This window comes from Azospira sp. APE16 (genome assembly GCF_047901315.1).
Classification (GTDB): Bacteria; Pseudomonadota; Gammaproteobacteria; order Burkholderiales; family Rhodocyclaceae; genus Azospira; species Azospira oryzae.
In genome coordinates this window covers 2,684,675-2,700,437 of the sequence record NZ_CP179682.1, presented here as the reverse complement: position 1 = coordinate 2,700,437, position 15,763 = coordinate 2,684,675, and the positions used below count along the sequence as shown (strand labels likewise).

General features: G+C 69.0%; 14 protein-coding genes. 10 read left to right on the top strand and 4 right to left on the bottom strand.

Features of this window, described 5'->3' with window-relative positions:
• Positions 1–149: 149 nt before the first annotated feature.
• Positions 150–2,915, top strand: coding sequence for a molybdopterin-dependent oxidoreductase (locus tag ACLSSQ_RS12935; protein ID WP_416242920.1), 2,766 nt, complete (start codon positions 150–152; stop codon positions 2,913–2,915).
• 31 nt (positions 2,916–2,946) lie between these two features.
• Positions 2,947–3,930 carry a DNA-binding protein YbiB gene (gene ybiB, locus ACLSSQ_RS12930; RefSeq protein WP_014236892.1) on the top strand — a complete coding sequence of 328 codons (984 nt, stop codon included), beginning with the start codon at positions 2,947–2,949 and terminating at the stop codon, positions 3,928–3,930.
• 100 nt (positions 3,931–4,030) lie between these two features.
• Here the strand turns inward: ybiB and ACLSSQ_RS12925 are convergent, their stop codons facing one another.
• Positions 4,031–4,231: a tautomerase family protein gene (locus ACLSSQ_RS12925; RefSeq protein ID WP_014236893.1), complete on the bottom strand. Its 201-nt coding sequence runs from the start codon at positions 4,229–4,231 to the stop codon at positions 4,031–4,033.
• Positions 4,232–4,499: 268 nt separating this feature from the next.
• Here ACLSSQ_RS12925 and ACLSSQ_RS12920 point away from each other — a divergent pair, with 268 nt between their 5' ends.
• Positions 4,500–5,633 (top strand): ABC transporter substrate-binding protein, encoded by a 1,134-nt coding sequence (locus ACLSSQ_RS12920; RefSeq protein WP_416242919.1) that lies wholly within the window; start codon positions 4,500–4,502, stop codon positions 5,631–5,633.
• A 93-nt stretch (positions 5,634–5,726) separates the two neighbouring features.
• On the opposite strand, the gene ACLSSQ_RS12915 is transcribed toward ACLSSQ_RS12920, so the two are convergent.
• Positions 5,727–6,644: an alpha/beta hydrolase gene (locus tag ACLSSQ_RS12915; RefSeq protein WP_416242918.1), complete on the bottom strand. Its 918-nt coding sequence runs from the start codon at positions 6,642–6,644 to the stop codon at positions 5,727–5,729.
• Between the two features lie 130 nt (positions 6,645–6,774).
• Here ACLSSQ_RS12915 and ACLSSQ_RS12910 point away from each other — a divergent pair, with 130 nt between their 5' ends.
• Entirely contained in the window at positions 6,775–7,110 is a 336-nt protein-coding gene (locus tag ACLSSQ_RS12910; protein ID WP_416242917.1) for a DUF1294 domain-containing protein, read from the top strand.
• A gap of 15 nt (positions 7,111–7,125) precedes the next feature.
• Positions 7,126–8,031: a class D beta-lactamase gene (blaOXA, locus tag ACLSSQ_RS12905; RefSeq protein WP_416242916.1), complete on the top strand. Its 906-nt coding sequence runs from the start codon at positions 7,126–7,128 to the stop codon at positions 8,029–8,031.
• Positions 8,032–8,149: 118 nt separating this feature from the next.
• Here the strand turns inward: blaOXA and ACLSSQ_RS12900 are convergent, their stop codons facing one another.
• Positions 8,150–10,081: a diguanylate cyclase domain-containing protein gene (locus tag ACLSSQ_RS12900; RefSeq protein WP_416242915.1), complete on the bottom strand. Its 1,932-nt coding sequence runs from the start codon at positions 10,079–10,081 to the stop codon at positions 8,150–8,152.
• A gap of 455 nt (positions 10,082–10,536) precedes the next feature.
• Here ACLSSQ_RS12900 and nirB point away from each other — a divergent pair, with 455 nt between their 5' ends.
• The 5 genes from nirB to ACLSSQ_RS12875 all read left to right on the top strand — a co-directional run bounded on the left by nirB (position 10,537) and on the right by ACLSSQ_RS12875 (position 15,054).
• Positions 10,537–12,975 carry a nitrite reductase large subunit NirB gene (nirB, locus tag ACLSSQ_RS12895; protein ID WP_205230298.1) on the top strand — a complete coding sequence of 813 codons (2,439 nt, stop codon included), beginning with the start codon at positions 10,537–10,539 and terminating at the stop codon, positions 12,973–12,975.
• Between the two features lie 72 nt (positions 12,976–13,047).
• Positions 13,048–13,356 (top strand): nitrite reductase small subunit NirD, encoded by a 309-nt coding sequence (gene nirD, locus ACLSSQ_RS12890; protein ID WP_014236900.1) that lies wholly within the window; start codon positions 13,048–13,050, stop codon positions 13,354–13,356.
• A gap of 211 nt (positions 13,357–13,567) precedes the next feature.
• Complete coding sequence (locus ACLSSQ_RS12885) at positions 13,568–13,936, top strand: sirohydrochlorin chelatase (protein WP_130458066.1); 369 nt, start codon at positions 13,568–13,570, stop codon at positions 13,934–13,936.
• A gap of 24 nt (positions 13,937–13,960) precedes the next feature.
• A complete protein-coding gene (locus tag ACLSSQ_RS12880) occupies positions 13,961–14,536 on the top strand; it encodes an ANTAR domain-containing response regulator (RefSeq protein ID WP_014236902.1) in 576 nt (191 codons plus the stop codon).
• A gap of 122 nt (positions 14,537–14,658) precedes the next feature.
• Positions 14,659–15,054, top strand: a complete 396-nt coding sequence (locus tag ACLSSQ_RS12875; RefSeq protein ID WP_416242913.1) for a hemerythrin domain-containing protein — start codon at positions 14,659–14,661, stop codon at positions 15,052–15,054.
• Between the two features lie 45 nt (positions 15,055–15,099).
• Here the strand turns inward: ACLSSQ_RS12875 and ACLSSQ_RS12870 are convergent, their stop codons facing one another.
• Positions 15,100–15,699 carry a Yip1 family protein gene (locus ACLSSQ_RS12870; protein WP_416242912.1) on the bottom strand — a complete coding sequence of 200 codons (600 nt, stop codon included), beginning with the start codon at positions 15,697–15,699 and terminating at the stop codon, positions 15,100–15,102.
• Positions 15,700–15,763: the final 64 nt, after the last annotated feature.

The following is a 15,763-nucleotide window of genomic DNA, read 5'->3' as shown; positions in this document are numbered from 1 at the left end:
TTTCTTTGGCGCACCAAGCTGGCGCGGGATGCGCCAAGCTGGGGCCGAAATCCAGCCGTTCGCCTGGCGGATTCGCTGTTGTTTATTAGTAACCCATTGATTATTAATGGTGGCATGGCTGTTGCTGTGTTGGGGCAGGAGCCCAGACCATGCCAAATGAAAGCCACTTCCCCCCCAGTGTCACCCCTTCCACCTGCTGCTACTGCGGCACCGGCTGCGGCGTCCTCATCGACAGCCGCGACGGCCGCATCACCGACGTGCGCGGCGACCCGGAGCACCCGGCCAACCAGGGGCGCCTCTGCGCCAAGGGGGCGACCCTGCACCTCACCGCCGCCCCCGGCACCCTTCAGGCCAACCGGGCCCTCTATCCGGAAGTGCGCACCCGCCGCGACCAGCCGCGCCAGCGGGTGAGCTGGGAGCAGGCCATGGCCGTGGCGGCCCGCCGTTTCGCCGCCATCATCGCCGAGCACGGACCGGAGGCGGTGGCCTTCTACGTCTCCGGCCAGCTGCTGACCGAGGACTACTACGTCTTCAACAAGCTGGTGAAGGGCTTCATCGGCAGCAACAACATCGATACAAACTCCCGCCTCTGCATGTCCTCCGCCGCCTCCGGCTACAAGCTGACCCTGGGCGTGGATGCGCCGCCCAACTGCTACGAGGACATCGGCCTGGCCCAGTGCCTGTTCATCACCGGCGCCAATCCGGCCGCCGCCCATCCCATCGTCTTCCGCCGCATCGAGGATGCCCGGGAGGCCAATCCCGAACTCAAGATCATCGTCGCCGACCCCCGTCGCAGCGAGACGGCCGCCATCGCCGACCTGCACCTGGCCCTGAAGCCCGGCACCGACATCGCCCTCTACAACGCCATGCTGCACGTGCTGCTGGCCGAGAACCTGGTGGACCGGGACTACATCGCCGCCCACACCGAAGGCTTTGTCGCCCTGGAAGCGATTGCGGCGGACTACAGCCCCGCCGTGGCGGCCCAGATCTGCGGCATCCCGGCCGAAGACATCGTCCAGGCGGCGCGCTGGTTCGGCCTCTCCAAGGCCAGCCTGTCCCTCTGGTGCCAGGGCCTCAACCAGTCCCGCCACGGCAGCCACAACAACGCCGCCCTGATCCACCTGCACCTGGCCACCGGCCACATCGGCCGGCCCGGCGCCGGCCCCTTCTCCCTCACCGGCCAGCCCAACGCCATGGGCGGCCGGGAAGTGGGGGGCATGGCCAACCTGCTCTCTGCCCACCGGGATCTGGGCAACGCCGAGCACCGGGCCGAAGTGGCCCGCTTCTGGGGCGTGCCCGAAGTGCCGGCCAAGCCCGGCCTCACCGCCGTGCAGCTGTTCGAGGCCGTGGGCCGGGGCGAGGTCAAGGCCCTGTGGATCGCCTGCACCAACCCGGCCCATTCCCTGCCGGACCAGGCCCGGGTGCGGGCCGCCCTGGAGACGGCGGAATTCGTGGTGCTGCAGGAAGCCTACGGCGATACCGACACCGCCGCCTACGCCGACCTGCTGCTGCCCGCCGCCAGCTGGGGCGAGAAGGAGGGTACGGTGACCAATTCGGAGCGCCGCATCTCCCGGGTGCGGGCCGCCGTGGCGCCGGCCGGCGAGGCCCGGGCCGACTGGGCCATCGCCGTCGATTTCGCCCACCGCCTGGGGGATGAACTGGGCCGGGGCGAAGAGGCCCGCCGCCTGTTCCCCTACCGTCGCCCCGAAGCCATCTTCAACGAGCACCGGGACAGTACCCGGGGCCGGGACCTGGACATCACCGGCCTCTCCTACGGCCTCCTGGAGCAGCGCGGGCCCCAGCTGTGGCCTTTCCCCGCAGGGGCCGAGGCTGGCCTGCCCCGGCTTTACGCCGACGGCCGCTTCCCCACGCCCAGTGGCCGCGCCCGCTTCGTTCCGGTGCAGCACCAGGAGGTGGCCGAGTCCACCGATGTGGACCAGCCCATCAGCCTTCTTTCCGGCCGCCTGAGGGACCAGTGGCACGGCATGAGCCGCACCGGCACCGTGCCGCGCCTGTTCCACGGCGCCGAGGAGGCGGTGCTGGCCATGCATCCCTGCGACCTGCGCCACCGGGGCCTGGAGGACGGCGACCTGGCCCGGGTCAGCAACGGCCGCGACAGCCTGGTGCTGCGGGTGGCCGCCGTGGCCGGCCTGAAGAAGGGCCGGGCCTGGCTGCCCATGCACTGGGGCAGCCGCTTCATGCACGGCGCCGGCGCCAACGCCTTCACCGGCCCGGCCTGCGATCCCATTTCCCTGCAGCCCGAGCTGAAACACGCCCCGGTGCAGGTGGAAAAGGCCGACCTGCCCTGGCCCCTGGCCGTGGTGCGGGCCGGAGAGGGGCCCGACGCCCTGGCCTCCAGCCTGGCCCTGCTGCAAAGGGCGCGCCGCCTGTTGCCCCACTTCCCCTACGCCAGCGTCGGCCTCTATGGCCGCGGCCAGCCCCTGGTGGTGTTCCGCGCCGCGGCAGAGGCGCCCCTGGACGAGGCCCAGATCCGGGAGATCGATGCCCTCTTCGACCTGGAGCGGGAGGAGGGCGCCATCGTCTACGCCGACCGCCGCCGCCACATCGGCAAGCGGGCCCTGGCCCGGGACGGCCACCTGCTCGGGGTGCGCCTGGCTGGCGAGACCCAGGCCCTGGCCTGGCTCAAGAACGCCATCTCCGACGACGTGCTGGACCCGGACCTGCTGCGCTGGGCGGTGGCCCCCATCAGCACGCCGCCGGCCAAGCTGCTGCGCGCCAGCCCGGTGGTGTGCAAGTGCGCCGACATCACCCAGGCCCAGATCGAGGCCGGCATCGCCAGGGGCCTGGACCTGGACGGCCTGCAGAACGAGCTAAAATGCGGAACCTTCTGCGGCGGCTGCCTGCCCGAAGTGAAGAAAATCATCGTTGCCAAGACATCCCCCCAGGCTGCCTGAGGGAAAGACAAGGAAAACCGGGGAGACGCCCATGAATTACGCCCACTTCATCAAAGAACTCGGCCGCGGCGCCGAGGGCGCCAAGGACCTGACCCAGGAGGAGGCCCAGCTGCTCTACGGCGCCATGCTCGACGGCGGTGTGCCCGAACTGGAACTGGGGGCCATCACCATCGCCCTGCGGGTCAAGGGCGAGAGCGCCGAGGAAATGATCGGCTTCCTGGCCGCCGCCAGCGAGCGGGTGCATGCCCTGCGGCCGCCACCCGGGCGCATCCGGCCGGTGGTCATTCCCAGCTACAACGGCGCCCGCAAGGGGGCCAACCTGACGCCCCTGCTGGCCCTGCTGCTGCAGCGCTTCGGCGTGCCGGTGCTGGTGCACGGCCTGCTCGAAGGCTATGGCCGGGTTACCTCAGCCCACGTCTTCCGCGAACTGGGCCTGATGCCCTGCGCCAGCCATAGCGCCGTGCAGCAGGCCATGGACGGCTACGGCGTGGCCTTCGTGCCCCTCAACGTGCTCAGCCCGGGGCTGCACAACCTGCTCTCCCTGCGCAGCCGCCTGGGCCTGCGCAACAGCGCCCACAGCCTGGTGAAGATGCTCGACCCCTTCAAGGGCGGCGGCGTCCTGCTGGGGGCCGCCACCCATCCGGCCTACATGGACCTGATGCGCGACATCCTCTCCTATGGCGGCGGCCGGGCCCTGCTGCTGCGGGCTTCGGAAGGGGAGCCCTTCGCCAACCCCAAGCGCCGCCCGCGCATCGAGTACCTGCACGAGGAGCAGTGCGAGGTGCTGTTCGAGGCCGAGCACGAAAGCCTCAAGGCCCTGCCCAACCTGCCGGAGGAGTGCGACGCCAAGGTCACCGCCCAGTGGATCCGCAAGGTGCTGGACGGCCAGGCCAGCCTGCCCCTGCCCCTGGCCAACCAGCTGGCCTGCTGCCTCTACGCCAGCGGTTATGCGGAAGACTTCAACCAGGCCAAGGCCATCGTGGCGGTGGAAGGCAACGGCCTGACCACGGTCTAGAGCGTCCCGGCCCTGGCCGTGGCGCAATTGCGCCACCGGCCGCCGCCGTGGGGCCGCGCCCCGCCCGAACCCGCCGCCAGGCGGGTTTTGTTTTTCGGGCTCAGCCCTGGCGCCGCTTCCAGTCGTCAGTGAGCAGGCCGGCAAAGCCCCAGTTTTCCTCGGCGATTTCCTGGATCACGATGTGGGTGTGTTCCGGCTTTTTGCCCAGCACCCGCACCAGGCTGTCGGTGACTTCCGCCACCAGGCGGGCCTTCTGTTCCCGGCTGGCGCCGGCGGTGATCTGGATATTGACGTAGGGCATGGGATCTCCTCGGGTCGGTTGGGGGCCGGCCATGGTGCCATGGAAAAGGCGCCGGCGGATGCTCCGGTCATCGCTGCCGGGCCTTGCCGGCCTCCCGCCGCCCGCCGCCGATGCAGGCCTGGCGGGGCCTGGGGCCAATTGTCGTGCAGATGACAATCTCCCGCTGCGTCCCTTCCTAGACTGTGGTCAGCCCGTCAGCGAACGAGGCCCGAACCGGAGCATACCGGTCCCCTACCAGGCGGCATCGAGACACCAAAGGAGATTGTGGATGAAGGCGCTACGGCGAGCCCTCACGGGGCTCTATTTCGTTTGTGGGGCCCTGCTGGCGACGTCGCTTCATGCCCAGCAGGGCAATGTCATCAAGCTGGGCCAGTCCCTGCCCCTCAGCGGGCCCCTGGCCGAACTGGGCAGCGAGTACCGGGACGGGGCCCAGGCCTATCTCAAGTGGATCAACAGCAAGGGCGGCATCCACGGCCGCCGTATCGAGCTGGTGACCCTGGACGACGGCTACGTGGTGGAAAAGAGCGTGGAGAACGCCAAGCAGCTGCTGGACAAGGAGGGCGTCTTCGCCTTTCTCGGCATGTTCGGCAGCGCCAACTACACGGCCCTGATGCCCCTGGTGAACGAGCGGGGCGTGCCCTCGGTGGCGCCTTACACCGGGGCCGACGAGCTGCGGGAGCAGGCCTCGCCCCAGACCTTCTGGCTGCGGGCCAGCTACGGCGACGAGACGGAAAAGATCGTGGACCAGCTGACCACCCTGGGCATCAACCACATCGCCGTCTTCTACCAGAACGACGCCTTCGGCAAGGCCGGCCTCAAGGGTGTGGAAGTGGCCCTGAAGAAGCGCAACCTGAAGGTCATCGCCAGCGGCAGCTTCGACAAGGTGAAGAACGACGTGACCGAGGCGGTCAAGACCATCGCCGCCGCCGACACCCAGGCCGTGGTCATGATCAGCACCTACAAGCCCACCGCCCTGTTCGTCAAACAGATGCGGGCCACCGGCAAGCAGCCCCAGTTCTTCGCCCTTTCCGTGGTGGGCTACAAGGCCCTGCAGGCGGAGATGGGGGCGGAGGCGGCGGGCATCGCCATCTCCCAGGTGACGCCCTACCCCTGGAGCGCCTCCAGCGGCGTGGTGCGCGAGTTCGACGCCCTGCCGCCGGCGCTCAAGCCCAAGGGCGGCATCACCTACACCAACCTGGAAGGCTTCATCGCCGCCAAGGCCATGGTGGAAGGCCTGCGCCGGGCCGGGCCCCAGCCGACCCGGGAAAAGCTGGTGAGCGCCCTGGAATCCATGGCGCCCTGGGATGCGGGGGGCTTCCTCCTGGATTTCTCCGGCAAGCACCTGGGCTCCCGCTTCTCCGAAGTGACCATCGTCGGCAACAGCGGCCGGCTGCTGCGCTGAAACAGGGCCTGCCCTGGCAGCCAGCAGGGACGGGCTTGAACGACAAGGGGCGGCTGCAAAGGCCGCCCCTTCTGCTTTCCAGGCCGGTGCCCCTCAGCCCCTGGCGTGTTGGCGGATGAAGGCGCAGCAGTCGGCCAGGGCCGCCGTGGCTTCGGGGAACAGGGGGGCCACCGCCGGGTAGCAGTGGAACATGCCTTCTCCCAATTCCAGCCGCACCTCCACGCCCGCCGCCCGGGCCTTGGCGGCGAAGCTGATGGCGTCGTCGCGCATGATCTCGGCGCCGCCGGCATGCAGCAGCAGGGGCGGCAGGCCCTGCAGGTCGCCGAAGAGGGGCGAGATGAGGGGCTCGCGCCGGTCCCGCTCGCCGGCGTAGTAGCGGCTGAAAACCTCCCAGCAGCCGTCCGGCGCCAGGGGGTCCGATTCCTGGTAGGAGGGGCCGCTGCTGGTGAGGTCGGTCCACGGCGACAGGGCCACCGCCGCCGCCGGCAGGGGCCGGCCCTTGTCGCGCAGGGCCAGCAGGGCCGCCAGCAGCAGGCCGCCGCCGGCCGAATCGCCGGCAAAGACGGCCCTGGCCGGGTCCTGGCCCCGGGCCAGCAGCCACTCCCAGGCCGCCAGGGCGTCGTCCAGGGCGGCCGGGAAGGGGTGCTCCGGGGCCAGCCGGTAATCGAAGACCAGGGCCGGCACGCCGCTGCCGGCGACAAACTTGGCCACCGCCGCCCGATGGGAGCGGTGGGAGCCCATGACGTAGCCGCCGCCGTGGAAATAGAGCATGGCGCTGCCGCCGGCGTCGTCCCGCGGGCGGATCCACTCCAGGCTCATGCTGCCCAGGTTGAAGCTGTCCACCACGATGTCGGGGGGCAGCTTGCCGAAGATCACCCCGGATTTTTCCACCTGGGCCCGCAGGGCCGGGATGGAGGTGTCGAAGGTGATGGTCTCGCGCCGGGCCTTGAGGCGGAACCAGTGGCGGTGCTTGAGCAGGAAGATGACGGCGCGGGCTTTGAGGCTGGGCATGGCGGATCCGGTGGGCAGGGCAAAGTGCGGCGGTGGCCTCCCGGTTGTGCGGGAGGGGCGGGAAGGCGCATTATCCGCCAGTTTTCCCGGCGTCATGCGCCCCATGCCGCACCCTTGCCGCGAGCCTGCCTTGTCATCCACCCCCATCCTCTTCCTGCTGCCGCTCCATTACGCCGCCCTCAGCCTGCTCACCCTGCTGGTGTACGCCTGGGACAAGTCGGCGGCCCGGCGCCGTGCCTGGCGCATCAGCGAGGCCACCCTGCACGGCCTGGCCCTGCTCGGCGGCTGGCCGGGAGCCTGGCTGGCCCAGGCCTGGCTGCGTCACAAGAGCCGCAAGCAGCCCTTCCGTACCTGGTTCTGGCTGACGGTGGCGGTCAATCTGGCGGTTTTGGCCCTGCTGCTGTGGCGGCTGGGGCCGGGCGGCGGTTTTCCCTTTTCCATGCCGGCCATCCCCGTGCCGGGCTGAGGTCGTGAGGCGCCCATGATGAAATTCCATGTAATCCGGTCCCTGGTTTTCTGTCTGCTCCTGCTGGGGGGCGGCGTTGCCGCCCGGGCGGAAACCGCGGACGAGCGGCACGAGTGGGGCGCCTTCTTCGCCGCCGCCGAGGCCCGCGGCACCATGGTGGTGGCGGACCGGCGCGGCGGCGGCCACCGCCTGTGGCGCTACGATGCGGAGCGGGCGGCGCGGCGCTATGTGCCCGCCTCCACCTTCAAGATCGCCCATGCCCTGATGGCCCTGGAGAGCGGCGTGCTGCGGGACGAATTCCAGGTCCTGCCCTGGGACGGGGTACAGCGCGCCATCCCGGCCTGGAACCGGGACCAGGACCTGCGTTCCTCCATGCGCGCATCCGTGGTCTGGGTGTACCAGGGCTTTGCCCGGCAGATCGGCGAGGCCCGGGCCCGGCGCCTGCTGGAGGCCATGGACTACGGCAACGCCGAGCCGTCCGGCGGCGAGGACGGCTACTGGCTGGACGGCAAGTTACGCATTTCCGCCGAGGAGCAGGTGGCCTTTCTCGAGCGCCTCTACCGCAACCAGCTGCCGCTGGCCCTGGCCCACCAGCGGCTGGTGAAGGACGTGATGATCGTGGAGGCCGGCCGCGACTGGATCCTGCGGGCCAAGACCGGCTGGGACGGCCGCATCGGCTGGTGGGTGGGCTGGGTGGAGTGGCCCCAGGGGCCGGTGTTCTTCGCCCTCAACCTGGATACGCCGGGGCGGATGGCGGATCTGCCGAAGCGGGAAGGGGTGGCCCGGGCCATCCTGACGGCCATCGGCGCCCTGCCGGCGGCGCCGGCTTTGCCGAGTGGGGCGAGTGGGGCGAATGCCTCGGGTGCGATGACCGGGGCCGTGTCTCCCGCCACGCCCGGCACCGCCCTGCCAGGCAAATAGGACCTGCCTAAGGGGCCTGCCATGACGGTGAGGCCCGCGGGATAGGGCTCCCGGCGATGCCGCCGCCGTCAGGTCCGTCCCACCTGGTTCCCAGCCGGGTGCTGCCCGAGCCGACGGCTTACAGCCCCAGGCCCTGGCCCAGAGTCGTTTCCCCCACCACGTGCCGGTAGCGCCGGTAGCCGTTGCGGCCGCCGGACTTGGCCTGGTACATGGCCCAGTCGGCGTGGCGCAGAAGGGTTTCCGCGTCCTTGCCGGCTTCCGGGTAGAGGGCGATGCCGATGCTGGCGGAAACGTGGCCCTCGCCGTTCGGCAGGGGGAAGGGCCGGTTCATGGCGGCGACGATCTTTTCCGCCACCTGTTCCGCATCCTCGGCCCCCGCCACCTCCGCCAGGAGCACGGCGAATTCGTCGCCCCCCAGGCGGGCCACCGTATCGGCCTTGCGCAGGCAGCCCCGCAGGCGGGCCGCCGCTTCCTGCAGCAGCCGGTCGCCGGCGGCGTGGCCCAGGGTGTCGTTCACTTCCTTGAAATGGTCCAGGTCCACGAAGAGCAGGGCGAAAGCCCGCTCCTGCCGTTCCGACTGGGCCAGCAGCTGGCCCAGGAGGTCGTTGAAGAGGACCCGGTTGGGCAGGCCGGTGAGGCCGTCGTGCAGGGCCTGCTGGCGCAGCTTTTCCTGGTAGGCCTGGCGCTCGGTGACGTCCCGGGCCAGGGTCAGGATCAGGCGGCGGCCGCCGGAGGCGAAGGCGCCGATGCGCATCTCCACCGGGAATTCGTGGCCCAGGCGGTGGCGGTGGCGGCCTTCCTGGGTCACCGGGGCGTTGGTGTCTAGGTTGTGCCACAGCTGGTGCAGTTCGGCGGCGGGAATGCCGACCTCGAAGGCGTCCATGTTGCTGCCGATCAGCTCCTCCCGGGGCAGGCCCAGGCTGTCGCAGGCCTGCTGGTTCACGTCCTCGATGCGGCCGCCGGGGTCGTGCAGGAAAAGGGCGTCGCCGGCCCGTTCCACCAGGTTGCGGAAGCGCCCTTCGCTTTCCCGCAGGGCCCGGGCCTGTTCCTCCAGGCGTTGCAGCTGGCGCCAGATGAGGCCGATGAAGAGGGAGCAGAGGACGATGCTGCCCAGGCCCATGAGGATGATGTGCAGGGTGGTGGCGCGCCAGGGGCGCAGCAGTTCGCTTTCCTCCTGGGAGACGGAGACCAGGATGGGATAGCGCTTGGCCTCGCGGAAGCTTTTCAGGCGCTGGCGCCCGTCCATGGAGCTGGTTTCCAGCAGGGTGCCGCTGGTGCCGCGGCCGGGAGTGCGCAGGAACAGGTCCTGTTCCGGGTAGGCATGGCCCAGGCTGTCGGGCATTTCCGGGTAGCGGGCGAGCAGGGTGGCGTTGCTGTGGTAAAGGGCCACGGCGCCGCCGGGCAGGTGCAGCACGGAGCGGTAGAAGGAGACCACATCGGCCAGGCTGACGCTGGCCAGGATGACGCCGGCGAAATGGCCCCGGGGCCCCACCAGACGGCGGGAGAAGATGAGCCGCTGGGAGCCGTCGAGCAGGGTGCGGGTGGGGGGCGAGATGAGGGGCTCGGCTTCGGCCGTGTCGCGCAGGCGGCGGAAGTATTCCCGCTCCCGCACGTTCATGGCGGGTACCGGGTGGCGGGCCGAGTGGGCCAGCACATTGCCCTGGGCGTCCACCAGCACCAGGTTGGTGACGAAGGGGGTGGCGGTGACCTGGCTGCGCAACAGCTGGTGCAGGTGCCGGGCCTGCTCCTCGCGCCGGGCCGGGTTTTTCTCCGCCACCAGGGGCGGCATGGCGGCCACTTCCTGGCGGGCGTTGAGCAGGGCCTGGTCGGTGGCGGTGATGGCCCGCTCCATCTGTTCCAGCAGGGCCAGGTTGAGGGTGCTGAGGTTGTCCCAGGCGGCGTTGTAGAGGCGTTCCCGGGTTTCGCCGATTTCCCGGAAGACCAGGCCGATGATGATGGCCACCAGGAGCAGCCAGCCGATCAGCAGGCTGCGTCCGGGACGCACCAGGGGCGGGCGGCTGGGGGGGGCGGTACTGTTTTCGGGAGCCATGGCGTTCTCCATTGGGATGGGGCGCACGAAGCACTCGTCTGTCGGCCCATTCTGGCATGGGCCCGGACTTCCTCAAATAGGCCTTTGGGCCAGCAGGGGACCGGCGGCGGGCGGCAGCCGAGGGACGGTGCCGGGCGCCCGCTGGCGGGGCAGGGCGGGGCGGCGATGCACCAGTTGTGTGCGGTGGCGCGGGCAGTGGGTTTGGTGTTATCCAATTTAAATCATGTGCTTACGAAATGGCATGGCGATTGCTAAATCTCCGGCGTACTCCTGTCGCCTGGGCGGCGGGACTGCCGGTGGTGTGGCCCTCGGGGTCAACGTGAAGCACTGCCCTTCAATGTTTTCTCTCGCTGCCTGATGGCGCTGCGGGAGGGCACGACGGCGTACCGCAATGGCGCGGGCGCAGTCCGAGGCCCGTCCCGCACCCCGGAAGCCGGCGACCGAAGGAGTGCTTCATGAACAAACCCAAACTGGTGCTGGTGGGCAACGGCATGGCCGGCGTGCGCACCCTGGAAGAGCTGCTGAAGATCGCCCCGGACCACTACGACATCACCGTCTTCGGCGCCGAGCCCCATCCCAACTACAACCGCATCCTGCTCTCCCCGGTCCTGGCCGGCGAGATGACGGTGCCCGAGATCGTCCTCAACGATCTGCAGTGGTACGCCGACAACGGCATCAAGCTGCACCTCAACAAGAAGGTGACCAAGGTGGACCGGGTCAGGCGCCAGGTCGTCGCCGAGGACGGCACGGTGGAGTCCTACGACCGCCTGCTGCTGGCCACCGGCTCCAACCCCTTCATGCTGCCCATCCCCGGCAACGACCTGCCGGGGGTGATCGCCTATCGGGACATCGCCGACACCGACGCCATGATCGAGGCGGCCAGGACCCATCGTCACGCGGTGGTCATCGGCGGCGGCCTCCTGGGCCTGGAAGCGGCCAACGGCCTCAAGCTGCGGGGCATGGACGTGACCGTGGTGCACGTCGGCCCCTGGCTGCTGGAACGTCAGCTGGACGAGGTGGCCGGGCGCATGCTGCAGCAGTCCCTGGAGGAGCGGGGCCTGAAATTCCTGCTGCAGAAAAACACGGAAGCCCTAATCGCCGGCGAGAGCGGCCGGGTGGCAGCCATCCGCTTCAAGGACGGCATGCAGATTCCCGCCGACCTGGTGGTGATGGCGGTGGGCATCCGCCCCAACACGGCCCTGGCCGAGTCTTCCGGCATCCACTGCAACCGAGGCATCGTCGTCTCCGACACCCTGCAGACCTACGATCCCAAAATCTACGCCGTGGGCGAATGCGTCAGCCACCGCGGCATCGCCTATGGCCTGGTGGCGCCGCTGTTCGAGCAGGCCAAGGTCTGCGCCAACCACCTGGCGGGCTACGGCATCGGCCGCTACCAGGGCTCGGTGACCTCCACCAAGCTGAAGGTCACCGGCATCGACCTCTTTTCCGCCGGCGACTTCATGGGCGGCAGCGATACCGAGGACATCGTCCTGCACGACCCGGCCGGCGGCGTGTACAAGCGCCTGGTGCTGAAGGACAACAAGCTGGTGGGCGGCGTGCTCTACGGCGACACGGCGGACGGTTCCTGGTACTTCCAGCTGCTGCGGGAGGGCAAGGACGTCAGCCAGATCCGCGACCACCTCATGTTCGGCCAGAGCAACCTGGGGGACACGGGCCACCAGGGCCACAACAAAGCGGCGGCCATGGCCGACAGCGCCGAGGTGTGCGGCTGCAACGGCGTCACCAAGGGCGTCATCGTCAAGGCCATCAAGGAGAAGGGGCTGTTCACCCTGGACGAGGTGCGCAAGCACACCAAGGCTTCCGCCTCCTGCGGTTCCTGCACCGGCCTGGTGGAGCAGATCCTGGCTTCCACCGTGGGCGGCGCCTACCAGGCCGCCAGCAGCGCCGAGAAGCCCATGTGCGGCTGCACCGAGCACAGCCACGGGGCCGTGCGCCAGGCTATCCGGGAGCGGCACCTGACCTCCATTCCGGCGGTGATCGAAGCCCTGGCCTGGAAGAATCCCAACGGTTGCGAGAAGTGCCGCCCGGCCCTCAACTACTACCTCATCTCCACCTTCCCCCACGAGGCCAGGGACGATCCGCAAAGCCGCTTCATCAACGAGCGGGCCCACGCCAACATCCAGAAGGATGGCACCTATTCAGTGGTGCCGCGCATGTGGGGCGGCGTCACCACGCCCAACGAACTGCGGGCCATTGCCGACGTGGCGGACAAGTACCAGGTGCCCATGGTCAAGGTCACCGGCGGCCAGCGCATCGACCTCCTGGGGGTGAAGAAGGAGGACCTGCCCCACATGTGGGCCGACCTGGCCCAGGCCGGCATGGTCTCCGGCCACGCCTACGGCAAGTCCATCCGCACCGTGAAGACCTGCGTCGGCAGCCAGTTCTGCCGCTTCGGCACCCAGGACTCCACCGGCATGGGCATCGAGCTGGAGAAGATGCTGTTCGACATGTGGAGCCCCCACAAGGTGAAGCTGGCCGTCTCCGGCTGTCCGCGCAACTGCGCCGAATCCGGCATCAAGGACGTGGGCATCATCGCCGTCGATTCGGGCTGGGAAATCCACGTGGCCGGCAACGGCGGCATCAAGACCGAGGCGGCCCAGTTCCTGTGCAAGGTGGCCACCGCCGAAGAGGTCAAGGAATACTCCGGCGCCTTCCTCCAGCTCTACCGGGAAGAGGGCTTCTACCTGGAGCGCACCGTGCATTACGTGCAGCGGGTGGGCCTGGACCACGTCAAGCGCCTGGTGGTGGAGGACGAGGACAACCGCAAGGCCCTGCACGCCCGTCTGCTCGATTCCCTGAAGGACGCTGCCGATCCCTGGGCCGAACATCAGGAAACGCCGGCACGCCGCGAATTCGAGCCCCTGACCTTCTGAGCCGGCAGGCCGGCACGATTTTCTCGGTGTTCTCTGTGCCCTCTGTGGCAAAACGGTTTTAAGGAACGAAAAATGAGCCAATGGAAAAACCTCTGCGCCCTGGAAGACATCCCCCTGCTGGGTTCCCGGGTGGTGCAGCACCCGGGCGGCGATATTGCCGTGTTCCGCACCGACGGCGATGCCGTCTTCGCCCTCCACGACAAGTGCCCCCACAAGGGCGGGCCCCTCTCCCAGGGCATCGTGCACGGCCAGCGGGTGACCTGCCCCCTGCACAGCTGGAACATCGAGCTGGCCAGCGGCGAGGCGGTGGCGCCGGACCAGGGCTGTACCGCCCGCTTCCAGGTGAAGGTGGAAGACGGCCGGGTCTGGCTCCAGGCCTGACGGGGAAACGGCCATGCCCGGAGAGGCAGAAGGGACGGGCCTGACGGCCATGCCATGGTGGAGAACTCCGTCCCTGCTGCCTCCTGGCAATGGCATGGAACCAATGGCCCTTCCGGCGGCCGAAGCAGGGGGCGTAGCGGCCTTTGCCGGCTGCGACAAAAGGCGATATCGATCAATTCCCTCGCCCCTTGCCTTCACCCATAATCCAGACATGACCCAAACTGCCCTCATCCTTTTCGGCCACGGCGCCCGGGACCCCCAGTGGGCCGAGCCCATGCAGCGCGTGCAGCGCGCCATCCAGGCGCGGGAGCCCCAGCGCCGCGTCGCCCTGGCCTTCCTCGAATTCATGGAGCCGACCCTGGAACAGTGCGTCGCCCAACTGGCCGACGAGGGCGTCACCAGCATCCGCCTGGCGCCCATGTTCATGGCCCAGAGCGGCCACCTGAAGCGGGACCTGCCCCTGCAGGTGGAAGCCGCGGCACGCCAGCATCCCCAGCTCAGCATCCACATCGCCGGCGCCATCGGCGAAGCCCCGGGCGTGATCGACGCCATGGCCGAGCACATCCTCGCCCTCGACTAGGTCTTTTCAGGAATCCACCGACCCATGCTGCGCGTTCTCGTCATCGATGAATCCCAGAGCCGGGCCGCCGACATCTGCGCCGGCCTGGTCAAGGCCGGCCACCAGGTGGCGGCCGTGCTGGCCTCGTCCCTGGACCTGGCGGGAAGGGTGGAGGAACTGAAGCCCGACGTCATCCTCATCGAAACCGACAGCCCCAGCCGGGACACCCTGGAACACCTTTCCGCCATGAACCGGGACATGCCCCGGCCGGTGATCATCTTCGCCAACGACGACGATTCGGGCCTGATCCGGGAGGCCATGAAGGCCGGCGTCTCCTCCTACGTGGTGGATGGCCTGGACCCGGCCCGCATCAAGCCCATCGTCGAGGTGGCCCGGGCCCGCTTCGAGGAAACCCTGGCCCTGCGCCGGGAACTGGCGGAAACCACGCAGAAGCTGTCCGACCGCAAGATCATCGAACGGGCCAAGGGCCTGCTCATGAAGACCCGCAAGATGGAAGAGGAAGAGGCCTACCACGCCCTGCGCCGCCTGGCCATGGACCGGGGCCAGAGCATCTCCCGGGTCTCCCGGGACGTCATCGAGATGGCCAAGGTCCTGCTCTGAAGGCCGGGCTGCCGGCCCACCCCTGGCTTTGACCCGGGTGATGCCGGGTTTGATTTGCATCCTGGCCCTGGTTCCCCGTCCGGCGCCATACTGTCTCCCATCACCCTTTCCGGGAGTCCGCCATGAAACGCCATCCCGCCCTGTTGCAGTTGTCCCGCGAACACCACACCGCCCTCAAGCTGTCCCTGGATTGCCGCAAGGCCGTGCTGGCGGCCGACCAGGCGGCCATGAGCGCCCTGGCAAGCCAGATGTCGAGCCTCTTCGCCGCCGAGCTGGAACCCCACTTCCAGCGCGAGGAAGAGGAATTGCTGCCCTGGCTGGAAGCCGCCGGCGAGCACCAGCTGGTGGCCCGTACCCTGGCCGAGCACGCCCAGCTGCGGGGCCTGGCCGAGCGCATCGGCCGGGGCGACCGGGGTGCCCTGGAAGCCTTCGCCACAGCCCTGAGCGACCACGTGCGTTTCGAGGAACGGGAGTTGTTCGAGAAGGCCCAGGAGTACCCGGCCTTCGCCGTCGGCTGAGGTCGTGCCGGGACGCGGCCCCGGCGGGGGCGATGGCGCCCTGGTCTAGTGGATCAGGACCAGGGCCAGGATGACGGTCCACGCCGGCAGGGCGCAGACCATGATGACGCCGCAGAAGAGGGTGGCCAGGCAGTCGTCCTCGACCGCCAGCAGGCGGCGGATGCAGCGGTACATGGCGTAGCTGGAAAGGGCCAGGGCGACCATGCCGGTGATGAGGAGGAAAATCAGGCTGGGCACGGCCAGGGCCAGGGAGGCTAGCCATAGGGGAATGGTACTGAGGGTCACCACCAGGAAGGCTTGGCGCCGGTTCACCGGCACCTGGAAGAAGCGCCCGGCCAGGTGGGCGACGCCCGCCAGCAGGGGCACCATCAGCAGTTCCCAGGCCAGGATGAGCAGCAGGCGTTCCCAGCTGGGGGCAATGAAGCCGGCGATGATGCGGTTGCCGTAGGCGTTGCCGGCGAAGTTGGCCATCACCGGCAGCAGCAGGGAGAGGGGCAGGGCGATGAGGAGAAAACTGACGGCGGCGGAGGGCAGATGCTCCACGTCGTCCCAAAGGATGTCGTGGTTTTCCTGCGTGCCTGCACTGCCCATCATCCAGCCCGACAGTAAACGCGGGGCTTCCATGGGCTGTTGCTGGATATCCATGTTTCCCTCCCGCTCCCGATACGTGCGGGAGCATTGTTTTGTGTTGCATGCCATCAACAACCCG